Origin of the sequence: Rothia terrae (assembly GCF_012396615.1) — a bacterium.
GTDB classification, from domain to species: Bacteria; Actinomycetota; Actinomycetes; order Actinomycetales; family Micrococcaceae; genus Rothia; species Rothia terrae.
This window is the reverse complement of record NZ_JAAXPV010000002.1, coordinates 232660-250691: the sequence shown is the minus strand read 5'-3', so window position 1 is coordinate 250691 and position 18032 is coordinate 232660. Positions and strand designations below refer to the sequence as shown.

The 18032-nt window shown below is 47.3% G+C and carries 15 protein-coding genes and 3 tRNA genes; 9 read left to right on the top strand and 9 right to left on the bottom strand.

Features of this window, described 5'->3' with window-relative positions:
• Positions 1-103: 103 nt before the first annotated feature.
• From HF984_RS02255 to HF984_RS02230, 6 genes are all read right to left on the bottom strand, one after another.
• Complete coding sequence (locus tag HF984_RS02255) at positions 104-2512, bottom strand: AAA family ATPase (RefSeq protein ID WP_168614055.1); 2409 nt, start codon at positions 2510-2512, stop codon at positions 104-106.
• A gap of 14 nt (positions 2513-2526) precedes the next feature.
• Positions 2527-3807, bottom strand: coding sequence for a restriction endonuclease subunit S (locus HF984_RS02250; protein ID WP_168614054.1), 1281 nt, complete (start codon positions 3805-3807; stop codon positions 2527-2529).
• The gene (locus HF984_RS02245) at positions 3807-5795 is read right to left on the bottom strand and encodes a type I restriction-modification system subunit M (protein WP_168614053.1); all 1989 of its coding nucleotides are present in this window, start codon (positions 5793-5795) and stop codon (positions 3807-3809) included. The genes HF984_RS02250 and HF984_RS02245 overlap by 1 nt, the downstream gene beginning before the upstream one ends.
• A gap of 137 nt (positions 5796-5932) precedes the next feature.
• Positions 5933-6103, bottom strand: coding sequence for a hypothetical protein (locus HF984_RS02240; protein ID WP_168614052.1), 171 nt, complete (start codon positions 6101-6103; stop codon positions 5933-5935).
• 42 nt (positions 6104-6145) lie between these two features.
• Positions 6146-7531, bottom strand: coding sequence for a hypothetical protein (locus HF984_RS02235; RefSeq protein ID WP_168614051.1), 1386 nt, complete (start codon positions 7529-7531; stop codon positions 6146-6148).
• Between the two features lie 338 nt (positions 7532-7869).
• Positions 7870-8529, bottom strand: coding sequence for a TIGR03085 family metal-binding protein (locus HF984_RS02230; protein ID WP_168614050.1), 660 nt, complete (start codon positions 8527-8529; stop codon positions 7870-7872).
• A 122-nt stretch (positions 8530-8651) separates the two neighbouring features.
• On the opposite strand from HF984_RS02230, the gene hisI reads away from it, so the two are divergent.
• From hisI to lgt, 8 genes are all read left to right on the top strand, one after another.
• Positions 8652-9035, top strand: a complete 384-nt coding sequence (hisI, locus tag HF984_RS02225; RefSeq protein ID WP_168614049.1) for a phosphoribosyl-AMP cyclohydrolase — start codon at positions 8652-8654, stop codon at positions 9033-9035.
• 4 nt (positions 9036-9039) lie between these two features.
• Entirely contained in the window at positions 9040-10632 is a 1593-nt protein-coding gene (locus HF984_RS02220; RefSeq protein WP_168614048.1) for an anthranilate synthase component I, read from the top strand.
• Positions 10625-11248 (top strand): Trp biosynthesis-associated membrane protein, encoded by a 624-nt coding sequence (locus HF984_RS02215; RefSeq protein WP_168614047.1) that lies wholly within the window; start codon positions 10625-10627, stop codon positions 11246-11248. The genes HF984_RS02220 and HF984_RS02215 overlap by 8 nt, the downstream gene beginning before the upstream one ends.
• A gap of 128 nt (positions 11249-11376) precedes the next feature.
• On the top strand, positions 11377-11655 hold the full coding sequence (locus tag HF984_RS02210; RefSeq protein WP_168614046.1) for an HGxxPAAW family protein: 279 nt from the start codon (positions 11377-11379) through the stop codon (positions 11653-11655).
• A 108-nt stretch (positions 11656-11763) separates the two neighbouring features.
• Positions 11764-12585, top strand: a complete 822-nt coding sequence (gene trpC / locus HF984_RS02205) for an indole-3-glycerol phosphate synthase TrpC (RefSeq protein ID WP_168614045.1) — start codon at positions 11764-11766, stop codon at positions 12583-12585.
• 55 nt (positions 12586-12640) lie between these two features.
• Positions 12641-13960, top strand: coding sequence for a tryptophan synthase subunit beta (gene trpB, locus HF984_RS02200; RefSeq protein WP_168614044.1), 1320 nt, complete (start codon positions 12641-12643; stop codon positions 13958-13960).
• Positions 13960-14811 (top strand): tryptophan synthase subunit alpha, encoded by an 852-nt coding sequence (trpA, locus tag HF984_RS02195; RefSeq protein WP_168614043.1) that lies wholly within the window; start codon positions 13960-13962, stop codon positions 14809-14811. The genes trpB and trpA overlap by 1 nt, the downstream gene beginning before the upstream one ends.
• Positions 14808-15698, top strand: a complete 891-nt coding sequence (gene lgt / locus HF984_RS02190) for a prolipoprotein diacylglyceryl transferase (protein WP_168614042.1) — start codon at positions 14808-14810, stop codon at positions 15696-15698. The genes trpA and lgt overlap by 4 nt, the downstream gene beginning before the upstream one ends.
• A 49-nt stretch (positions 15699-15747) precedes the next feature.
• On the opposite strand, the gene HF984_RS02185 is transcribed toward lgt, so the two are convergent.
• From HF984_RS02185 to HF984_RS02175, 3 genes are all read right to left on the bottom strand, one after another.
• Positions 15748-17118 (bottom strand): threonine/serine exporter family protein, encoded by a 1371-nt coding sequence (locus HF984_RS02185; protein ID WP_168614041.1) that lies wholly within the window; start codon positions 17116-17118, stop codon positions 15748-15750.
• A 178-nt stretch (positions 17119-17296) separates the two neighbouring features.
• Positions 17297-17382: transfer RNA gene (locus HF984_RS02180), tRNA-Leu, on the bottom strand.
• A 163-nt stretch (positions 17383-17545) separates the two neighbouring features.
• A tRNA-Gly gene (locus HF984_RS02175) sits at positions 17546-17619 on the bottom strand.
• Between the two features lie 314 nt (positions 17620-17933).
• On the opposite strand from HF984_RS02175, the gene HF984_RS02170 reads away from it, so the two are divergent.
• Positions 17934-18008 (top strand) — tRNA-Pro (locus HF984_RS02170).
• The last annotated feature ends 24 nt before the right edge of the window (positions 18009-18032 follow it).

Genomic DNA, 18032 nt, shown 5'->3' with positions numbered 1-18032 from the left:
TAATTGGAGCCGTTCTTATGGACCTACATGATGAATGGATTTATTCTTCAAGAAAATACATCAATTTTGATAAGTAGAAATGGTAAAAACATTGTATAGCATTTTACACAGGAGTCTGGACTTGACTGATTATTTCTGGAAACTCTGAAAATTCAAAACTACTGTTTAATAATTCGACTGTAAAAGTAATGCCTTCAGCAGATTTCTTAATATCTCTGATTATACCTTTTTGATTGTTGTAAAAAACATTCTTAAAATCTGCATGATCAATAAAAATAATTGGGTCATTAACTTTATAAGTTTTATACTGATAGATAAATTCTGGCTGGGGATTTAATTTTTGATACAGTACATTCATATTATTAATCCCAAAAAGGCCGCCATATGTTAAGCAAAGAATTGCAGAACTGCTATTCTGAGAATAGTTGCTCAGAATATCTTGGTTGAGAGGTTGAGATATCCCAAGCGAAGACAATCTATCAATAATATTTGTGTCTTTATCTCTAACCGATCCCCAAAATAGTTTCAGTTCATCACTGGAAGTTCTATGGATTTCAGTAAGCTCGAACCTATTGGTGGGTAGTTTATTACTACGACAAATGTCGAACCAATTTCCGAAATCGATTGATTCAATTTGATAATTATCCCCAACAAACAGGAGGTATTTATAGTCAATTTTTTTCAGAATTTTTAAAATATGATTATTATCAATCGTGCTCGATTCATCAATTATCACTAATTCATATTTTTCAGAATTAATCTTTCTATTGCTGAGGAATTTTTGAACGGTTGAGAAAGTATTTGAATTTTCTTTATCTACTCGATCAATTAAATTATTGACAGCTGTATGTGTTTGAGCTAAAAATATTTTTTTCTTGCCTGAAAACAAATTCGAGAGAAAATTAATCATCGTAGATTTACCGGTACCTGCTGGTCCGTACACGAATGCAATAGAATTCTTATCAAATAATTTCGGTAGAATTTCTATTTTCTCCTCGTTAAAATTGCTAAGAAATTCTGAATTCTGGGTACTAATCCAGTCGGTAGCCCATCTTCTGTATCCAGATATTGGATTGTTCTGTTGAATGATATTAATTATTTCAGCAATATCATCCTCGTATTTCTTTATAGTTACATTTTTGCCATATTTGATAATTTTTTTATTTTCCGTATATTTATCCAGAGAGGAATTAAACTTTTCTATCAATATGTTTAGCTGACTATCATCAAGATGATCAGTCAATATATCTTTACGGCTTAAATATATTGAACCTGTGTTAATAATATTTGATTCAATTAACCGGTAAAGATATTTCTCTTGATTTGAATCAATATTTTCAAACTCTAATACATCTGAGAGCTTCGGATTATGTGCAATTAAACTTGATGTAAGCGGATCTTTTTCAAAGGGATAACAGCGAGATGAAAAATTGTGCACATATTTGGCTTGTAATTTTTTTTCGTAGGCAATCTGAGTTTTTATTATTTTATTCCGCGGTTTGAGTAGTAAGTAAGATAATGTGCGGTGCCCAGGCATAGAGTTTGATAGTATTTCTTTAGATTTAGTTAATATCTCAGAAATTTGTTTATTTCTTACCCTTAGATTAGACAGTTCCTCCATTAACTCATCAAATTTGTCATCTTCAGAATTAATTACATGATATAAATCGGTATTATGGAGTGTTAAATATTCTGAAAGCGCTTTATATTGAAGGTTATTTGAACCACCTGAATATTTTAAATTAACTAACTGGGCAATATTTCTTAATTCACTGGGTCTAATTGAAATAGTGAAATAATCGATGAATTGTATAGGAATCCGATTGCCTTCAATTTCAATTTCTTCAGTGTAAAAGTTAAATTGGATTGATGTATTTGCCGGAACCTGTTTATCAAAGTAACATACTTTACGATCTTGGGGTGAAGAAAAATCCGTAGCGTCATAGTAAGTAACTTCGTAAATAATTTTATTATCGTAGAAGACAGCGGTGCAGGAATGGATATAATATCGATATCCATATCTAATCGATGGTGCTGCAGATAATCTTAGCTCCGCCAATTTATCACTAATTTTTTTATAATATGGCTGGAGCCCTGGGTCTGAATTTAAGGGAAACTTATTCAGATTTTGAAGTGTGTCGATGTGTAATTTATTTAATAAATAATCTTTTGACCAACTTAAAAATTCAATGTATTTGAGGAGTAATCTTTCTGAGTTTTGTTCATCTCTTGTGTAGTGTGAAAATGATATTTGAAGATCTTCGTGTACTTTTTTTAGATATTTTATTTCTTTATTATTTTTACCTGTATTTGAGGAAGATTGAATGTTCTCCCAATTCATAGGCTCATTTATCCCGAGATCTGCTGCGACTAATATTCCTTCTGAGAGATTTCTTAGAAAGCTTGAAATGAGCTGGGACAAATTTCCCCTGGATAATCCTAAGTCTAGCAATAAATCAATCGATGAACAGGTGTCGATAATTTGATTTTTTGCAGTAATTTGTGTGACCATGTTTATGCAATCTACTAACGATATTGATTAATTAATGTTAAAGTGAAGGATTTTTGTTTCTGATTCAAATAAATTATTGATTTTCCAATTTCATTTTGTATTTTATTTATTTTCATCGCTGATTTGAAGTAGTAATCATTTTTTTGTAATTGTATATTTTTGGGTAGGGTAGGAATCATAAAATGTTTTAGTTCATCACAGGTCAATGCACCCTTGGTTCCACCATTGCCATCACTCAAAAGTCGTAGTTCTGGGTATGCAGCTGTGAGAGTGAGATTCGTAAAATCAACATCTAACTGGCTATTTTTTCTCGGAGTCAAAAAGGCCATGTGTTGATTGATAGTTGCATCGATTCCAGTTTTTGTAACCATTCCGCGGTTTTTGCCTTGACCAGTTAGACCAACTAGAAGGCTATCTTTAGAAACAAATGGAAGATGGCATTCCCGAATTGCCTTGTCAGTTACAAATCTTGCAGGTTCAAGAGCAACATCCGAATTGACGATGGAACTATTGAACCAAGGAAATCCTGTATCTTCATCAGTCCAAAAATCTGGATTTTCAGTTGAGGGAGTAGAGCCATTACCAATTCTGAAATGCCAGCCGAGTTTTTGGAGAGTCCACCCCTTAGGGAGAGTCTTCCAAAATAGGTGTCCAGTTTCGTATCTATCTGGATTTGAAGCGTCAGTAGCCAAATCAAAAGTCAAAGATACTAAGCGCTCTTGAAGTAAGTCTTGGAGCCTTCGTTGGTCAGCAATAAACTCATCAATCTCCGCCAGCTCACGGTCAAGCTCATCCGCAATTCGCTTTTGTTCTTCGAGTGGAGGGAGCGGTAACCACGTTAGATTGAATTCGTTAAAACGCATAGTTTGACCATCACGAAGCTGGTCAGTCACAGAAGCAATCTGAGAAACATAGCCAGGTGACTTCAAAACATGCTTGAAGAAGCCCGGATAAACTGCTTCGGTTGGGCGAAGCACCGTGTACGCAGGGCTAACTTTGCCGGGTATCGTTGCAAGCTCAAGACCACCCTGAAACGTACGAAGGTGACTAATAAAGTCACCAGGCTCGACATGTTGCATCTGAGTACCAGATAAATTTTGAACAACCCTAGCACCAGTAATCTTCATGTACTCTTCCTGCGGAAGGACACCGTATTTCTGGGAAGGAGTCAAATGTACATCGCCAGGGCGTTCAGGTTCTTTAACTAGCTTGAAGATTCTACGAGGCTCGACAATCTGCCAATGGTCCGGTACGCCACCTGAAAGCCAGCGAATTTTGAAAGGTACTTCACTCATTACGCCTGCACCTCTTCCAGTCGCTTCTTGATTCTGCCGAGCACTTCGTTGAGGTCGCGGTCAATCTCTTCCAGAGAGCGTGGCGGCACATACTCATAGAAGTGGCGGGTAAAGGGAATCTCTGCACCTTCCTTAGTCTTGGACTCATCAATCCAAGCATCCGGAACAAAAGGCTTTACCTCGCGCTCCAAATACTCGTGAATGTCTTCATCCCAGGGCACATTCTCTGTGTCTCGCAGAGTCGCATCAGCCACCGGTTTCTTCGACTTCATCACCACATCAGCAGACTCATCGCGCACCGCCAACTCATCCACCAACTTAGTCAATGCAGCAGGCTTAACCACCGTGCCGGCGTCCACAAATACCTTGAGTAATTCGTCCTTAACCTCAGCCTGACCGGTGCCCAAAACACCCGCCTTGCTCTCCACCAGCTCAGCAAGGCCAGCCCGCACAGCGGCGTCCTCAGAATCAGACAACTTCAACTTGCCAAACTCCTTTGAAGCCAACAAAGCCTCAACACGCTCAGCCGTAAAACCCCACGTCAAACGCAAAGGACGTTCCACCGTAATCGTGCGGTACATAAACTCCTCACGATCAAACACCTTCGAACGCTTATCATCCGCAGCATCAAACGCAGCATACAAACGAGTAATCTCAACAATCTGACTCTCACTTAGACGCTTACGCTTAGAACCCACCGACTTACGCATCTTCTCAAACATATTCGTCGCATCAATCAGCTGAACCTTACCCCTACGATCAGCCTTCTTCTGCTTATTCAAAACCCAGATATAGGTCGAAATACCCGTGTTATAAAACATGTCAGTCGGCAAACCAATAATCGCCTCAAGATAATCGTTATCCAAAACCCACTTACGGATATTCGACTCACCCGAACCAGCACCACCCGTAAACAGGGGAGAGCCATTCAAAACAATCGCACCACGGCCACCCACCTGAGCCACACCGTTCGCTGAAACTGTCGGTTCATTCAGCTTCGAAATCAGGTGCTGCAAGAAGAGCAAAGAACCATCAGAAACGCGGGGGAGTCCCGCACCAAAACGACCCGTAAAACCCTGGTTCTTATGCTCAGCCTCAACCACCGCCTTGGAGCCCTTCCAATCAACACCAAAGGGCGGGTTGCTCAAACCATAGTGGAAAGTACGGTTCTCAAACGCAGGATCGGTGAGGGTGTTGCCGAGCGCGATGTTATCGACGTCCTGGCCCTTTACCACCATGTCCGCCTTACAAATCGCATAAGACTCAGGATTCAATTCCTGACCAAGCAAGCTCACATCAGCCGTGGGATTGAGCTGGTGAATCTTATCGTCAGCTACCGAAAGCATGCCGCCTGTGCCCGCCGTCGGATCATATACGGAACGTGCAATGTAATCAGTGCGTAGATCTTCATCATCAGCCAGCAAGAGGTTCACCATGAGTTCTATGACCTCACGCGGAGTAAAGTGCTCACCGGCAGTCTCATTTGAAGCCTCAGCGAACTTACGAATCAGCTCCTCAAAGATGTTGCCCATCTGCTCATTGCTGACGTTATCAGGGTGCAAATTCACCTTGGCAAAATGCTGAATCACCTGAAAGAGCAGATTGTTCGCTGCTAGATCTGCGATAGTGTCTTCGAACTTATACTTCTCAAAAATATCGCGCACGTTCTCGCTGAACTTATTGATGTAAGAGCGCAAATTCTGCTCAAGAGTATCCGGATCATTCGCAACCGTCTTCAGGTTGTGCTGAGACAGGTTATAGAAGCTGTAATGGTGGTCAGCCCTTGCTGCGAGCATTGCCGTGGGGACGGCGTCCAGCTCGTAGCCCTCAGCTGCCTTGAGCACTGCCTGCTTGGTCGGCTCAAGCACCGCATCAATACGCGCCAACACCGTAAACGGCAAAATAATCTGCCCATACTGATGCTGCTTATACGTACCACGCAACACATCGGCCACGTTCCAAATGAACTGCGAATAATTAATGCCCAAGGCAGAACACTCCTGCTAGAAAAAACACTCAATACTCATCTTATGCGAGGAATCCCGCGCCAGAGTGCATAGAGTCCCACTCTGTCTTAAAAGTAAGAGGCCCCCATCACCAATGATGGGAGCCTCTCAACAAAAACCTATGCAGTTTTGGCTTTGGTAGACGAAGCTGAAGACTTCTTCAAAGCTTCACGTGCCTCGCGAACCGCAGAACTCGTTGCCGAACCAGTCCAAATTCTGAAAGTTGCTTTCGGCTGCGGAACAGACCTTGCACCGTTCTTTTTGGCTTCTTCAAGAGTAGGTAAACGCATCTTCAACTCCTTTCTATGGTTACAGTGTAACTTATACAGCGCTTAACAGCGAGAAAAATAGTGCTTTGTTCTAGATTGCTTTTCTTTCAAAACGACCCAATGCAAAATAGCTGCATAGATTGAAACTACAGCAGCAGCACAATAAATGGCATACCAAGAAAGTGTCCACAGCCAGCCACCGACGTGCAACACCAAAGTCGCAGAACTAAAATACAAAATCAAAGCTTGAAGTAGAAACACCAAGCGGAGTTGACTAAACGCAGCTGCCACGAATGGATGCTCATTTGAACGTGCCAACCAAGAAACCAACAAAGCAGGCAACAACAATACAACAGTTGCAGCTGATCTCAACGAAGCATCATCTAATCCAAAATTTTTGGTGGCACAAATCTGAATGAACAGACCAGCGGAATAACCCAACGCAAATAATATTGATAACCAAGCATTCCAACGCCGCAGAGATTGAACGGCTGGAACAACCTTAAAATAAAGCTTTTTTCCTAAAAACTGATCAACCAGTTCAGCAGGAACATTCGTATGGTATCTGTGCACTTGAGGACGTTCAACCACAAAGTTCTCAGATTCACTGCTAAGAACAACAGATGAAATCATGAGCTCAGTTGGGTAAGAAACATCTACATGGTGATTAGACTTATTCCACCATAAATCAAGTTCATAGTCAGCAACTAGAGGTGTAAACAATCGCTTGCGCGCAGGGTCAGTAACCTTATTAGAAGCATCGCCTGAAATTTTATATTTCAGAATCACTCTCTTCTTAACACAAGATTTGGGAACCAAAACAAACAACAGATAGTGCGTCTGTAACAGCAATATAAAGTCTGAAAGTGTACGACTTCGTTCCTCATCAATAATTTGAGAGCTCTCAATTATTTCTAAAATATTTTGGGTGGCATCCGCAGAACCTTGATCAACTGAACCCTCAGGTCTTTGCTCGTAAATACACGTTACATCTGCCATTGCTTGTTCAATCTGAGTGGCGTCCAAGCTCAAGCGACTTAACGAACTTCTAATAATTTCGAAAGTAAGTGATCTGTTCTGCGACGTCGTGAGAACTGAAAGACTCTTACCCTCAAAAGTCACGTCTAACTTGTTAATAATGCCTTTTTTCAACATAGCAACAGGAACAATCACCTGATCATCATCTTTTGTCCGTGAAGCAGCCCAAGTAAGTTCTGTTGAGCCATCACCGCTCAAACAAATATTAGTTGCTCTCCAAGACGGAAAATCGGGAACAGTGCAATCGAGCGAAATTGATTGAGAATTTTCAAGTTCGCCGGCATCGTACTTGATACTAACAACAACGCGGTGCACCCAGTCTCTCTGGAAAATTAGGGGCTTGATGAATTTTTGCATCAGTATTTCTTGGGGGCAGGTTGTTTCCTCAGTCTGAGCATGTGCATTACTCAATTTGTTGTGCTCCCTCGATAACTCGTTGAGGCGTTTTAGTGTGAATGAGAACCTTGTGGAGGTATAAGGTTATTGCAATCGGCAAAATCTGAAAGTAGCGATTAACTCAATTACACCATGAACAAAAATTTTTGATGAGCATCTGTGAGACTTTCCTGCCCTAACTCAAAATCAAATGTGAATCATCAAAGGGACCTGACTAGATAACAGCTCGAAAATTTAGGCTGAAACTCAACGCGTACAGTTCCCCAGGAACACAAAAAATTTCCCACCGCCTCAGTAAAAACTCTGAGCGGGTGGGAAATTTGTTACGTCAAAGAATCAGCCTACAAGTACGTTTAAGAAACTGTGACTCTCGCCTGCTCGCGTCCGAACAGGTAGAGGACGAGCTCGCCCGGCTCACCGGTAAGCACTGTTGCGCGCGTGCCCGGCTTGGGCGAGATAACAGTTACAGAATCTGGTGAATAGCCGGGGGCCGCAAGCACCAGCCCATCCTTGTACTTCTTGCCGGCCATCAAACGGGCACGCTTGGTGAGCGCCGCCCACATTTTCTGTTGAATCTCAGGCTGAAGCTTGCGAGGCTCCCACTGACCATCCGCACGGCGAATATCTTCAATGTGTACAAAATACTCAATGAGGTTCATATTGGCGTCGAGCTGCGGGCGGTTTTCGCGCATCTTGAAGTAGCCTAGAAGCTCAACAAAAGTGTTAATCGCATCTTCATACACATCTTCGTCCCGGAGCTTATCGGCATACTCGTTCGTCAGCCGATCCGTGCGGTCGGCGAGAAAAGGCAACGCGATACCAGCGACAGCATCGGGCTTTGACTCACGCAAAATCAGGTGAGCCAACAGGTGGCGGGTCTGCCAGCCTTCGCACAAGGTAGGTGCATCGGGGCCAGCGTTGAAAAGGGCGTCCGCAAGAACATGACGCTCGGCTGTCACCATTGAACCGGCGTCCATCGGTTGGGACTCAACCGGGGTATTAGTTTTACTCATACTTCTATTTTGTCACTTATATCCATTTATTTTCAGCCACACCCTGTCACACATAAAGCGGCGTTTCATGTAATAAAGTGCCGCTTCGTAATCGTTAAAGCTGACGCGTACAATGATTTTTGATGACTACTGCACAAACCCATTCTTTAGATCCCGCCCTTGCGGCTCGTTTAAAACGAGATGATAACGGTCTATTTGCCGCTATTATTCAGCAGTTCGACACCTGCGAAGTTTTGATGCTGGGGTGGATGAACGATGAAGCCCTACAGCGCACGCTAACTGAAGGACGTGTGACCTTTTGGTCGCGTTCACGGCAGGAGTTTTGGCGTAAGGGAGATACCAGCGGTCACCGTCAGTACGTTAAAAGTGTTGCGTTGGATTGTGATGGTGATGCCTTGCTGATTCAGATTGATCAGGTGGGTGCCGCCTGTCATACGGGTACAAGGACGTGTTTTGAGGCGGGTGGCGAGCTTGAGGCTGTTGCCGGCGTAAAGGAAGACGGGTAGTTACGTGAGCGTTGTACAAACCGAGAATTTGATTTCACCGTCGCTGGAGGAATTTCGTGAGTTGGCGCGTAGCCGTCGTGTGATTCCCGTGCGTGTGCGCGTGGTTGCTGATGCTTTGACTCCTATTGGCTTGTTTCGGGCGTTGGCTACTGAGAATGGCGTGGCGCAGCCGGGCACTTTTTTGCTGGAGTCTGCTCATGAGGGCGGTCGCTGGGATAGGTATTCATTTATTGGTGCGCATTCGAAATCAACGCTGACGACGCGTGATGGAAAAGTGCACTGGCAGGGTATTACTCCATCGGGTGCGCCTGTTGAGGGTGACCCTGTGGAAGCTATCGCTCAAACTTTGGAGATGTTGCACACCGAGCCGTTGGAGGGTTTGCCGCCGCTGACTTCTGGCCTGGTGGGTTATATGGGGTGGGACGTTGTGCGTCATTGGGAGAAGCTTCCCAACCGCCCTGCTGATGATGTGAAGCTACCGGAATTTGCTCTGAATCTGGTCTCTGATATGGCGATTCATGACAGTAAAGACGGCTCGGTGCTTTTGGTGGCGAACGCTATTAACTTCAATGGCACCGATGAGAACGTTGATGAGGCTTACGAGGATGCTGTTGCTCGCATCCAGCAGATGCTCAATAAACTTGCTTCGCCGCCGCAGGCATCAACAGTGTCTTTCATGAACGGTACTCGCGATGTTGAACAGGTTATTTCCCGAGAGGTAACCCATACGTGGGAAGAGCAAGGATTCTTGGATGCTATCGATAAGTCGAAGAAGAATATCCTTGATGGTGATGTTTTCCAGATTGTTATCTCGCGACGTTTCGAAGTAGAAAATCATGCTAACGCGCTAGATATCTACCGCACTTTGCGTCAGAGTAATCCGTCGCCGTACATGTACCTCTTTAATTTTGAAGATACTGAGGGTGAGCCGTTCCAGATCGTTGGGTCTTCGCCCGAGGCGTTGGTGACTTTGCGCGAGGGTATCGCTACTACGCATCCTATTGCTGGATCGCGTCCGCGCGGGGCAACTGCTGCCCAGGATGCTTCACTGGCAGAAGAACTTTTGGCCGATGAAAAAGAACGGTCTGAGCACTTAATGCTGATTGATTTGGCGCGCAACGATCTCTCGCGCATTGCTAAACCGGGGACCGTTGAGGTCACGCAGTTCATGGAAATCGAACGTTTCAGCCATATCATGCACATCTCATCGACGGTCAACGCTGAGTTGGCTGATGACTTCAACGCCTACGATGTGTTGCGCGTTGCCTTTCCCGCGGGCACTTTGTCAGGTGCACCTAAGCCTCGCGCTATGCAACTCCTCGATGAGTACGAGCCCGTAGCACGCGGCGTCTACGGCGGAGTGTGTGGCTATTTCGATTTTGCGGGGAATATGGATATGGCAATCGCCATCAGAACGGCTGTACTCAAGCAGAACAAGGCTTATGTGCAGGCAGGCGCGGGCATCGTTATGGACTCTGTACCTGCCTCAGAAGCCCTTGAGACTGTCAACAAGTCAGCTGCTCCCTTGCGTGCTGTTATTGCCGCGTCCAATCTGAACACCGTCGCATCAACCGCTCAAGGAGGCGTCAGTGAGTAAAGCACACCTGGAGAAAACAACCGAGCAACGCTTGCCTCGGTGGAAGTCACCCGGGCTTCTTACACTGCTGGGGCTGGTTTCTGCCGGTGGTGCTTTCGGCACAACTTTGCCCCCGTGGATTACCGTCAACGTTAAAGATGCGTTGCAGCACGCCACTGTTAATGTGCCGGGGTCGGACGCGGCGCCCGGTGTCAGCGCGCTCGCTTTAGTTGCTTTGGTGGGCACCTTGGTAGCCCGGCTTGCCAGCCAGAAGATCCGGTATGTGATTACTGCAATTATGGCGTTATCGGGGGTGGGCATGATGTTCTCTATCTGGTCGACGATGGCAGATCCCGCTAGTGCTGCTCGCACCAACGTGGGTGAGGCAACCGGCGTTGTGGGTATGGATGCGGACTACACGCTCTCAGCCTGGCCATGGGGCGCTATGGTCGCGGCTTTGATGATTATCGTTTCAGCGGTACTTATTGGTATCGCATCTCGGTCATGGAAGCAGCGTAAAGCTAAATACGACCGTAACCACGGTGTTGCAGTGCCTGCTAACTCGCATGAGGATCTCGATGAAATTGATACGTGGGATTCTTTGACTCGGGGAGTTGACCCGACTGATAACCGGTAGATTCAACAAAAAGTGCAGTAACATGATGCCTTTTCATTGCAAAGAATTGCTGTTAACCCACTAGAATTGACCGTGAAGAACTTTGCGCTAAGCACACACGCGCTTTGTCACATACTTTGAGGAGAATAATGTCTGATCAGCAGGTCCGCCTGGTACCGGGTGTTGTGCCCAACAACCACGGCAACACTGTCGCAGCATGGACGCTCACCGTCTTGATGACCGTGGGCATGATTATTGGTGCAATTGGTTTCTCGATTGCTAACACCTTCCTTCTAATCGTCGGTATTGCGCTGATGCTCATTGGTGCTATTGCTGGTTTCGCGTTGAAGAAGTCAGGTCACGGTCAGGGTGGTCACCGCACCATCGAGCGTGAGCGCGCAAAGGCTTCAACTCGAGCTCACCACTAATTTTTAGTGTTTATACATTAAGCGTCTCGCATCGGTGCGGGGCGCTTATGTTTTAGTAGCGGTCATGAAAACCGCAGGGGTTGTACAAGAGTGAATGGGTGGGGCAAGATGACCGTTCTGGATGAAATCATTGTTGGTGTTCGAGAGGATCTGCAGGAGCGCCAGCGCTATGTGTCTTTAAATGAATTGAAGGCTAAGGTCGCTGAAGTTGCGCCTGCGCGCGATGCTTTGGCTGGCTTGCGCGGGGCGAGTAAAGAAAGCGTAGAGGTGATCTCAGAGGTCAAGCGTGCTAGCCCTTCTAAGGGGGCTCTTTCTGATATCCCTGAGCCTGCCACTTTGGCCGCTGCGTACGAGGCCGGGGGAGCTGCAGCTATTTCCGTACTCACTGAGCAGCGCCGTTTCAAAGGTTCGCTCGACGATCTGGATGCCGTACGTGCAGCGGTGAACATTCCCGTCTTGCGTAAAGACTTCATGGTTGATGAGTACCAGTTTTGGGAAGCTCGTGCGCACGGAGCGGATCTGGTTCTGCTCATTGTTGCTGCTTTAGATGATGAGACTCTCAAACGCTTTTTTGACCTTACCCATGAGCTCGGCATGAATGCTTTGGTTGAGACCCACACTCCCGAAGAAATTGAGCGCGCTGTTGCACTTGGTGCGAAGATTATCGGCGTAAACGTTCGTAATCTGAAAACTTTAGAGGTCGATAACGCTAACTTTGCACGTTTAGCCCAGTACCTGCCCCAGGATGCTGTGCTGGTTGCCGAGTCAGGCGTTTCTGAGGCACAAGATGTTGCAGATTACGCGTCTCACGGTGCAGGCGCTGTACTGGTGGGTGAGGCGCTGGTGAAGTCAGGCCAACCCACTGAAGCTGTTAAAGCCTTCCGCGCAGCTGGTCTCACAGCGCGAAAAGAATTTCTGGCAGCGTCCTAAATCTGCTATTGCTAGAGATAACTCATTTCACAAAGTCACGGATACGAGGAATAACATGACTGAGAACTTGGCAGAACAATTTTTGAGCCAGGGTAAGTCCCTGAAAAATGCTCCCGGCCCTTACTTTGGTAAGTACGGTGGCCGTTGGATGCCTGAATCCTTGATGCGTGCCATTGATGAACTTGAAGATACCTTCAATAAGGCGAAGGAAGACCCGGAGTTCTTGGATGAGTTCAAGCGTCTTTCACGTGAGTACTCAAATCGTCCGTCCTTGCTGACTGAGGTTCCCCGTTTTGCGGCTCATGCCGGTGTTCGTATGTTCCTCAAGCGTGAGGATCTCAATCACACCGGTAGCCATAAGATCAATAATGTGGTCGGTCAGGCTTTGCTTGCTCAGCGCATGGGTAAGACTCGTTTGATTGCCGAAACCGGTGCGGGTCAGCACGGTGTGGCTACCGCGACTGCTGCCGCTTTGTTCGGCATGGAGTGCGTGGTGTACATGGGCGAAGAAGATACTGAACGTCAGGCATTAAACGTTGCTCGTATGCAGCTTTTGGGTGCAAAAGTTATTGCTGTTCAGAACGGATCGCGCACTCTTAAGGACGCTATTAACGAGGCTCTTCGTGACTGGGTAGCTAACGTTGAGACCACCCACTATCTGTTGGGCACCGCTGCTGGTGCGCATCCTTTCCCCGCTATGGTTCGATACTTCCACGACGCTATCGGCACTGAAACCCGCGAGGAACTGTTAGAACGCACCGGTCGTTTGCCCGATGGTGTTGCAGCGTGCGTTGGTGGCGGTTCGAACGCTATCGGCATTTTCCATGCTTTCTTGGACGATAAAGACGTTGAGATTTATGGCTTTGAAGCCGGCGGTGACGGTGTAGAAACTAATCGTCACGCGGCAACTATTAATCTTGGACGCCCCGGTGTTCTGCACGGTGCGATGACGTACTTGATGCAGGATGAAGACGGGCAGACCATCGATTCGCATTCAATTTCTGCCGGTCTTGATTACCCTGGCGTTGGCCCTGAGCACGCATATCTTTCTGATATTGGTCGTGTGAGCTACCAGCCTGTGACCGATACAGAGGCAATGGACGCTTTGCGCCTGCTGTGCCAGACAGAGGGCATCATTCCCGCTATTGAGTCTGCTCATGCCCTTGCTGGTGCTTTGCGTGTTGGACGCGAGTGGGCAGCGAAGGATCCTGAGGGTGCAGCCGAGAAGATTATGGTGGTGTGCTTGTCAGGACGCGGTGATAAGGATATGAGCACCGCGCTTGAGTGGTTTGGTCTGGGTAAGGCGATTCCCTCGTCCACGTTGCAGACCGGTAATTCTGAGGCAACTGCTGAAGCAGAAAGCGAGAAGAAGTAATGAGCTACGAAGATTTCACCCCCGGAGCCGCGAAATATTCTGTTGCGGAGCGTTCTTATCCTCAGGCAAACGCTGACTCAAAGTTGTCAGCTCGTTTGGAGCAGTGCAAAAAAGAAGGCCGCGCCGCGTTGATTGGTTATTTGCCGGTGGGTTACCCAACGGTTGATGATTCCATTGCAGCGGCGATTGCACTGGGAAATAACGGTGCTGACATTATTGAGCTTGGCGTGCCATACTCTGACCCCGTCATGGACGGTCCTGTGATTCAAAAAGCCACAGCTGAGGCTCTAGATAATGGCTTCCGTTTGGATGATTTGTTTCGGGCGGTCCGTGAGATTACTGCCGCAACCGATGCGGTTGTTGTAGTAATGACTTACTGGAACCCGGTTCTGCGTCGCGGTGTTGAAAAGTTCGCTGCTGATCTTGCGCAGGCTGGTGGCGCCGGCATCATTACTCCTGACCTTGTGCCTGACGAGGCGAGCGCATGGCTTAAAGCTTCTGAAGAGAACGGGCTTGATCGCATTTTCTTGGCGGCGATTTCATCGTCTACCGAGCGTTTGCATACTGTGGCTCAGGCATCTAGCGGCTTTGTGTACGCGGTTTCAGTGATGGGTGTGACGGGTGCTCGTTCCTCCGTTTCATCTGCCGCGCAGAAGCTGGTTGCTGATATTCGTCAGGCAGGTGTTGAAAACGTGTGTGTTGGTCTTGGCGTGTCTCGTCGAGAGCATGTTGAAGAAATCGGTGCTTACGCTGACGGTGTGATTGTTGGTACGGCACTTGTTAAAGCACTGGGGGAGAGCGGCGTTGAAGGAGTGGCGCAGCTGACTCGCGAACTGGCAGGACGCGCATGAACCAAGTGATCCTCGCGTCCATTCCGTCACCCTCCGTCTCATCCTTCAATATTGGTCCTCTTACGGTGCATTTCTACGCGCTGTGCATTCTGACAGGCATTGTTATCTGCTTGTTACTGGGTTCTAAGCGGTGGAAGAGCTGGGGCAACGATCCCGATAATGTGTGGGATATTGCCATGTGGGCGATTCCGTTTGGTCTAGTGGGTGCGCGTATGTACCACGTGTTCATCACTGACCCGGAGTCCTATTTCGGTGAGGGCGCTCATCCGATTGATGCTTTGAAGATTTGGGAGGGCGGCATCGGCATCATGGGTGCTATTTCACTCGGTGCTCTTGGTGCTTACATTGCCTGCCGTCGGTATAAGGTCTCTTTCGCTCAGTTCGCGGATGCGGTTGCCCCCGGAATTCTGATCGCTCAGGGTATCGGACGCTGGGGCAACTGGTTCAATCAGGAACTTTTCGGTAAGCCCACAACGCTTCCCTGGGGGTTGGAGATTAGCCCGAACTCCTATAACTTCCCTGATCAGTATCCTGCCGGGACGCTGTTTCACCCGACTTTTTTGTATGAGTCAATCTGGAATATCGTGGGTGCCTTGGGCGTCATGTGGCTGGCAGCTAAGTTGCAGTGGAAGTTGGGGCAGACATTCTGGGCGTACGTTGCTTATTACAGCTTTGGTCGTCTGATGATTGAGTTGTTCTTGCGCATCGATGCTTCACAGCATTTATTCGGCGTTCGTATTCACGTTCTGACGTCTGGTGCGTTGTTGCTTTTGGGCATCGTAGGCTTCATTGTCGCCGGTGCTCGTGGGCGTCGTAGAGACCGAGAGAATCTTGGACAACTTTCTTACCGGCAGGGTAAAGAAGAACGCGGGTCAATAGTCGCGTAAACCAAAAAGTGGCCTGTTCCTTGTAAAGGAACAGGCCACTTTTTGGTTTTTATTCGCGAGGTTCAGCACTGTTGAAAGGTTTGCTGAAGATCGGCAACATGATGTCTTGAGCTTGGTATTCGTGGGCTTGGTCTGTGTCGAAGTTACCGTCGGGGTAGCGTCGACGGAACTGCTGTTTGCGTGCCTGCCACATGGCTTGGGACACCAAGTACTGGCCGAGTGTTCCGCCCATGGAGAGACAATACGTGGTCACCAGAGCTTCCATCAGCGAGGTACCTGAATCTCCGATACCAAAGAAATAGCTCAGTGCACCTTGATAGATCATAAGACCGGGGAACAAAGGAAGCAAGGCTACGAGCATCAGAGCGTTTGAGGTTAGGCTGACTTTGCGAGAGACCATGACGCAGATTCCGCCAATAATTGTTCCGACGGCAAAAATCGCGAAAAAGGTTTCTACATTGTAGAGTTTCGTCATTACAAGGTAGAGAGCTTGAGCTAGGCTACCGAGCACTGTCATGGCTACCAATCGAATTTTGAGCCCGCCCGAGGCTAACGCAAAACCACCTGCTACAAGAGCCGCCCCCAATATTGAGTAGAACCAAGAGCCGGTATCAGCGGTCACGAGCTCAACTAATTGCACATCATCGCCAATAAAGGGATTTGCTGCCGCAATTGCTGCAGCTACACCGGATATAAGACCTGCCGTGCACACCGCAATATCAACAAAGCGTCCCGCCGCTGAGAGATACCAACCTGTAATAGAGTCTTGAATGACTGCATATGCGGTCACGCCGGCTAGCCTAGCGGCCAAAGTAGACACGACGCAGATGGTGGCCTGATTGGTGTTGGTGAGCATCATAAAGCCCGCAGCGAGTAAAACCGCTATAAATCCGCCTGCTGCGTAGCTGAAAATTCCCGGTGCACCAACGCGTGACAGCCAGCGGAACAGCATCGAAACGCACATCGATACGAGAACCGCGCCAAGCGTTGTAACAAAGTCTCCGCCCAAGAGGATGCTGAAGCCCATGCCCAAGATGCCGTAGCCGCTGGTAGTCCACCACCAGGTTGAGCGGTTTTTCTGACGCTGGTAGAACTGTTTAAATTCTCGATCAGCCTGATCTATGTCTATTTCGCCCAATAAAAATCGCTCAATAGTGTTTTCAGAGCGTGACCTCCACCAGATATCTAAGATACCGGGGGTGATGTTGTGGACGCGGGAGATAGGGTAGGAGCCGTCTTCTGGTTGGTAGCTGACGGTGAGCTGACCGACGATAATGCTCACCGTGACGTTTTTGAGGCCGGCTTGAGCGCAGATAGCCAACAGTGTTTTTGTGGTGGAAGCGGCACTTGCGCCGCTTCTGAGTAAGCCTTCTCCCGCATCGAAGAGGAACTCAAAGATCTTTGTACTGCTTGGGGACATGAAAATCACTCTACCTATAAAAAGTATGCTGACTTTCAAGGGTGCGGTATTTTGTGTTTAAAAACTTAGAATTTTAACAAGTTGTGGTGGGTTTCTAAATCTCTATATCTGCGTGTCGTGAGTAAAGGGGAATATATACAATAATCCCCGGATGCTGAAGCATCCGGGGATTATTCTGTGCGCGGAGGGGGACTTGAACCCCCACCCTCTAATACGAGGACTAGCACCTCAAGCTAGCGCGTCTGCCTATTCCGCCACCCGCGCAGGTGATGAATCAGAGCCGTGAAGCTCTGTAAGCAACAGGTAATAACTTACACGGTGCTTGGCATCTTTGCAAATTTCAGCAGTATGTGATGTTCGCATCGGTTTTTCAGTGGCTTGTGAAGGGGTAGAAAAAATCCCGACTCGATCGAGTCGGGATTTTTAGTGGAGGGGATGACGGGAATCGAACCCGCGTAATCAGTTTGGAAGACTGAGGCTTTACCATTAAGCTACATCCCCGTATTTAGTTTTATCCGCATGGGACTTATCTAGTAAACACAACTTTCTGCCTCTCTGTCAAATCGGAATGCCCTGTGTGTTGAAACTTGTGTGTGGAGGGATTATTCACAAGGGGAGGGCGGTACGTAAGTTGGCATCTCAAGAATGGGCTGAAAAGCAGCTAAAAAGTTGCTGCCATGAATCTACTTGCGGATGCTGGAGGGTGGTTGAGATGCCCAACTCTCTCAAGCGCTGGGTAAAAGCCGGGGACTCGCATCCTCTCAAGTAGGAATTTCTTGAAAAAACAGTTACACTGGATAACGCCTTGTGCAGTACGGGGTGTGGCGTAGCTTGGCTAACGCGCCTGCTTTGGGAGCAGGAGATCGCAGGTTCGAATCCTGTCACCCCGACGTGAAATGCAAGAAGACCCGCAC

Bases quoted from the DNA above. Each gene is read 5' to 3' on its own strand.
- trpA (WP_168614043.1), top strand. From the start codon at position 13,960: ATGAGCTACGAAGATTTCACCCCCGGAGCCGCGAAATATTCTGTTGCG.
- hisI (WP_168614049.1), top strand. From the start codon at position 8,652: ATGACTACTGCACAAACCCATTCTTTAGATCCCGCCCTTGCGGCTCGT.
- HF984_RS02240 (WP_168614052.1), bottom strand. From the start codon at position 6,103: ATGCGTTTACCTACTCTTGAAGAAGCCAAAAAGAACGGTGCAAGGTCT.
- trpB (WP_168614044.1), top strand. From the start codon at position 12,641: ATGACTGAGAACTTGGCAGAACAATTTTTGAGCCAGGGTAAGTCCCTG.
- HF984_RS02250 (WP_168614054.1), bottom strand. From the start codon at position 3,807: ATGAGTGAAGTACCTTTCAAAATTCGCTGGCTTTCAGGTGGCGTACCG.
- lgt (WP_168614042.1), top strand. From the start codon at position 14,808: ATGAACCAAGTGATCCTCGCGTCCATTCCGTCACCCTCCGTCTCATCC.
- HF984_RS02210 (WP_168614046.1), top strand. From the start codon at position 11,377: ATGTCTGATCAGCAGGTCCGCCTGGTACCGGGTGTTGTGCCCAACAAC.
- trpC (WP_168614045.1), top strand. From the start codon at position 11,764: ATGACCGTTCTGGATGAAATCATTGTTGGTGTTCGAGAGGATCTGCAG.
- HF984_RS02185 (WP_168614041.1), bottom strand. From the start codon at position 17,118: ATGTCCCCAAGCAGTACAAAGATCTTTGAGTTCCTCTTCGATGCGGGA.
- HF984_RS02255 (WP_168614055.1), bottom strand. From the start codon at position 2,512: ATGGTCACACAAATTACTGCAAAAAATCAAATTATCGACACCTGTTCA.
- HF984_RS02230 (WP_168614050.1), bottom strand. From the start codon at position 8,529: ATGAGTAAAACTAATACCCCGGTTGAGTCCCAACCGATGGACGCCGGT.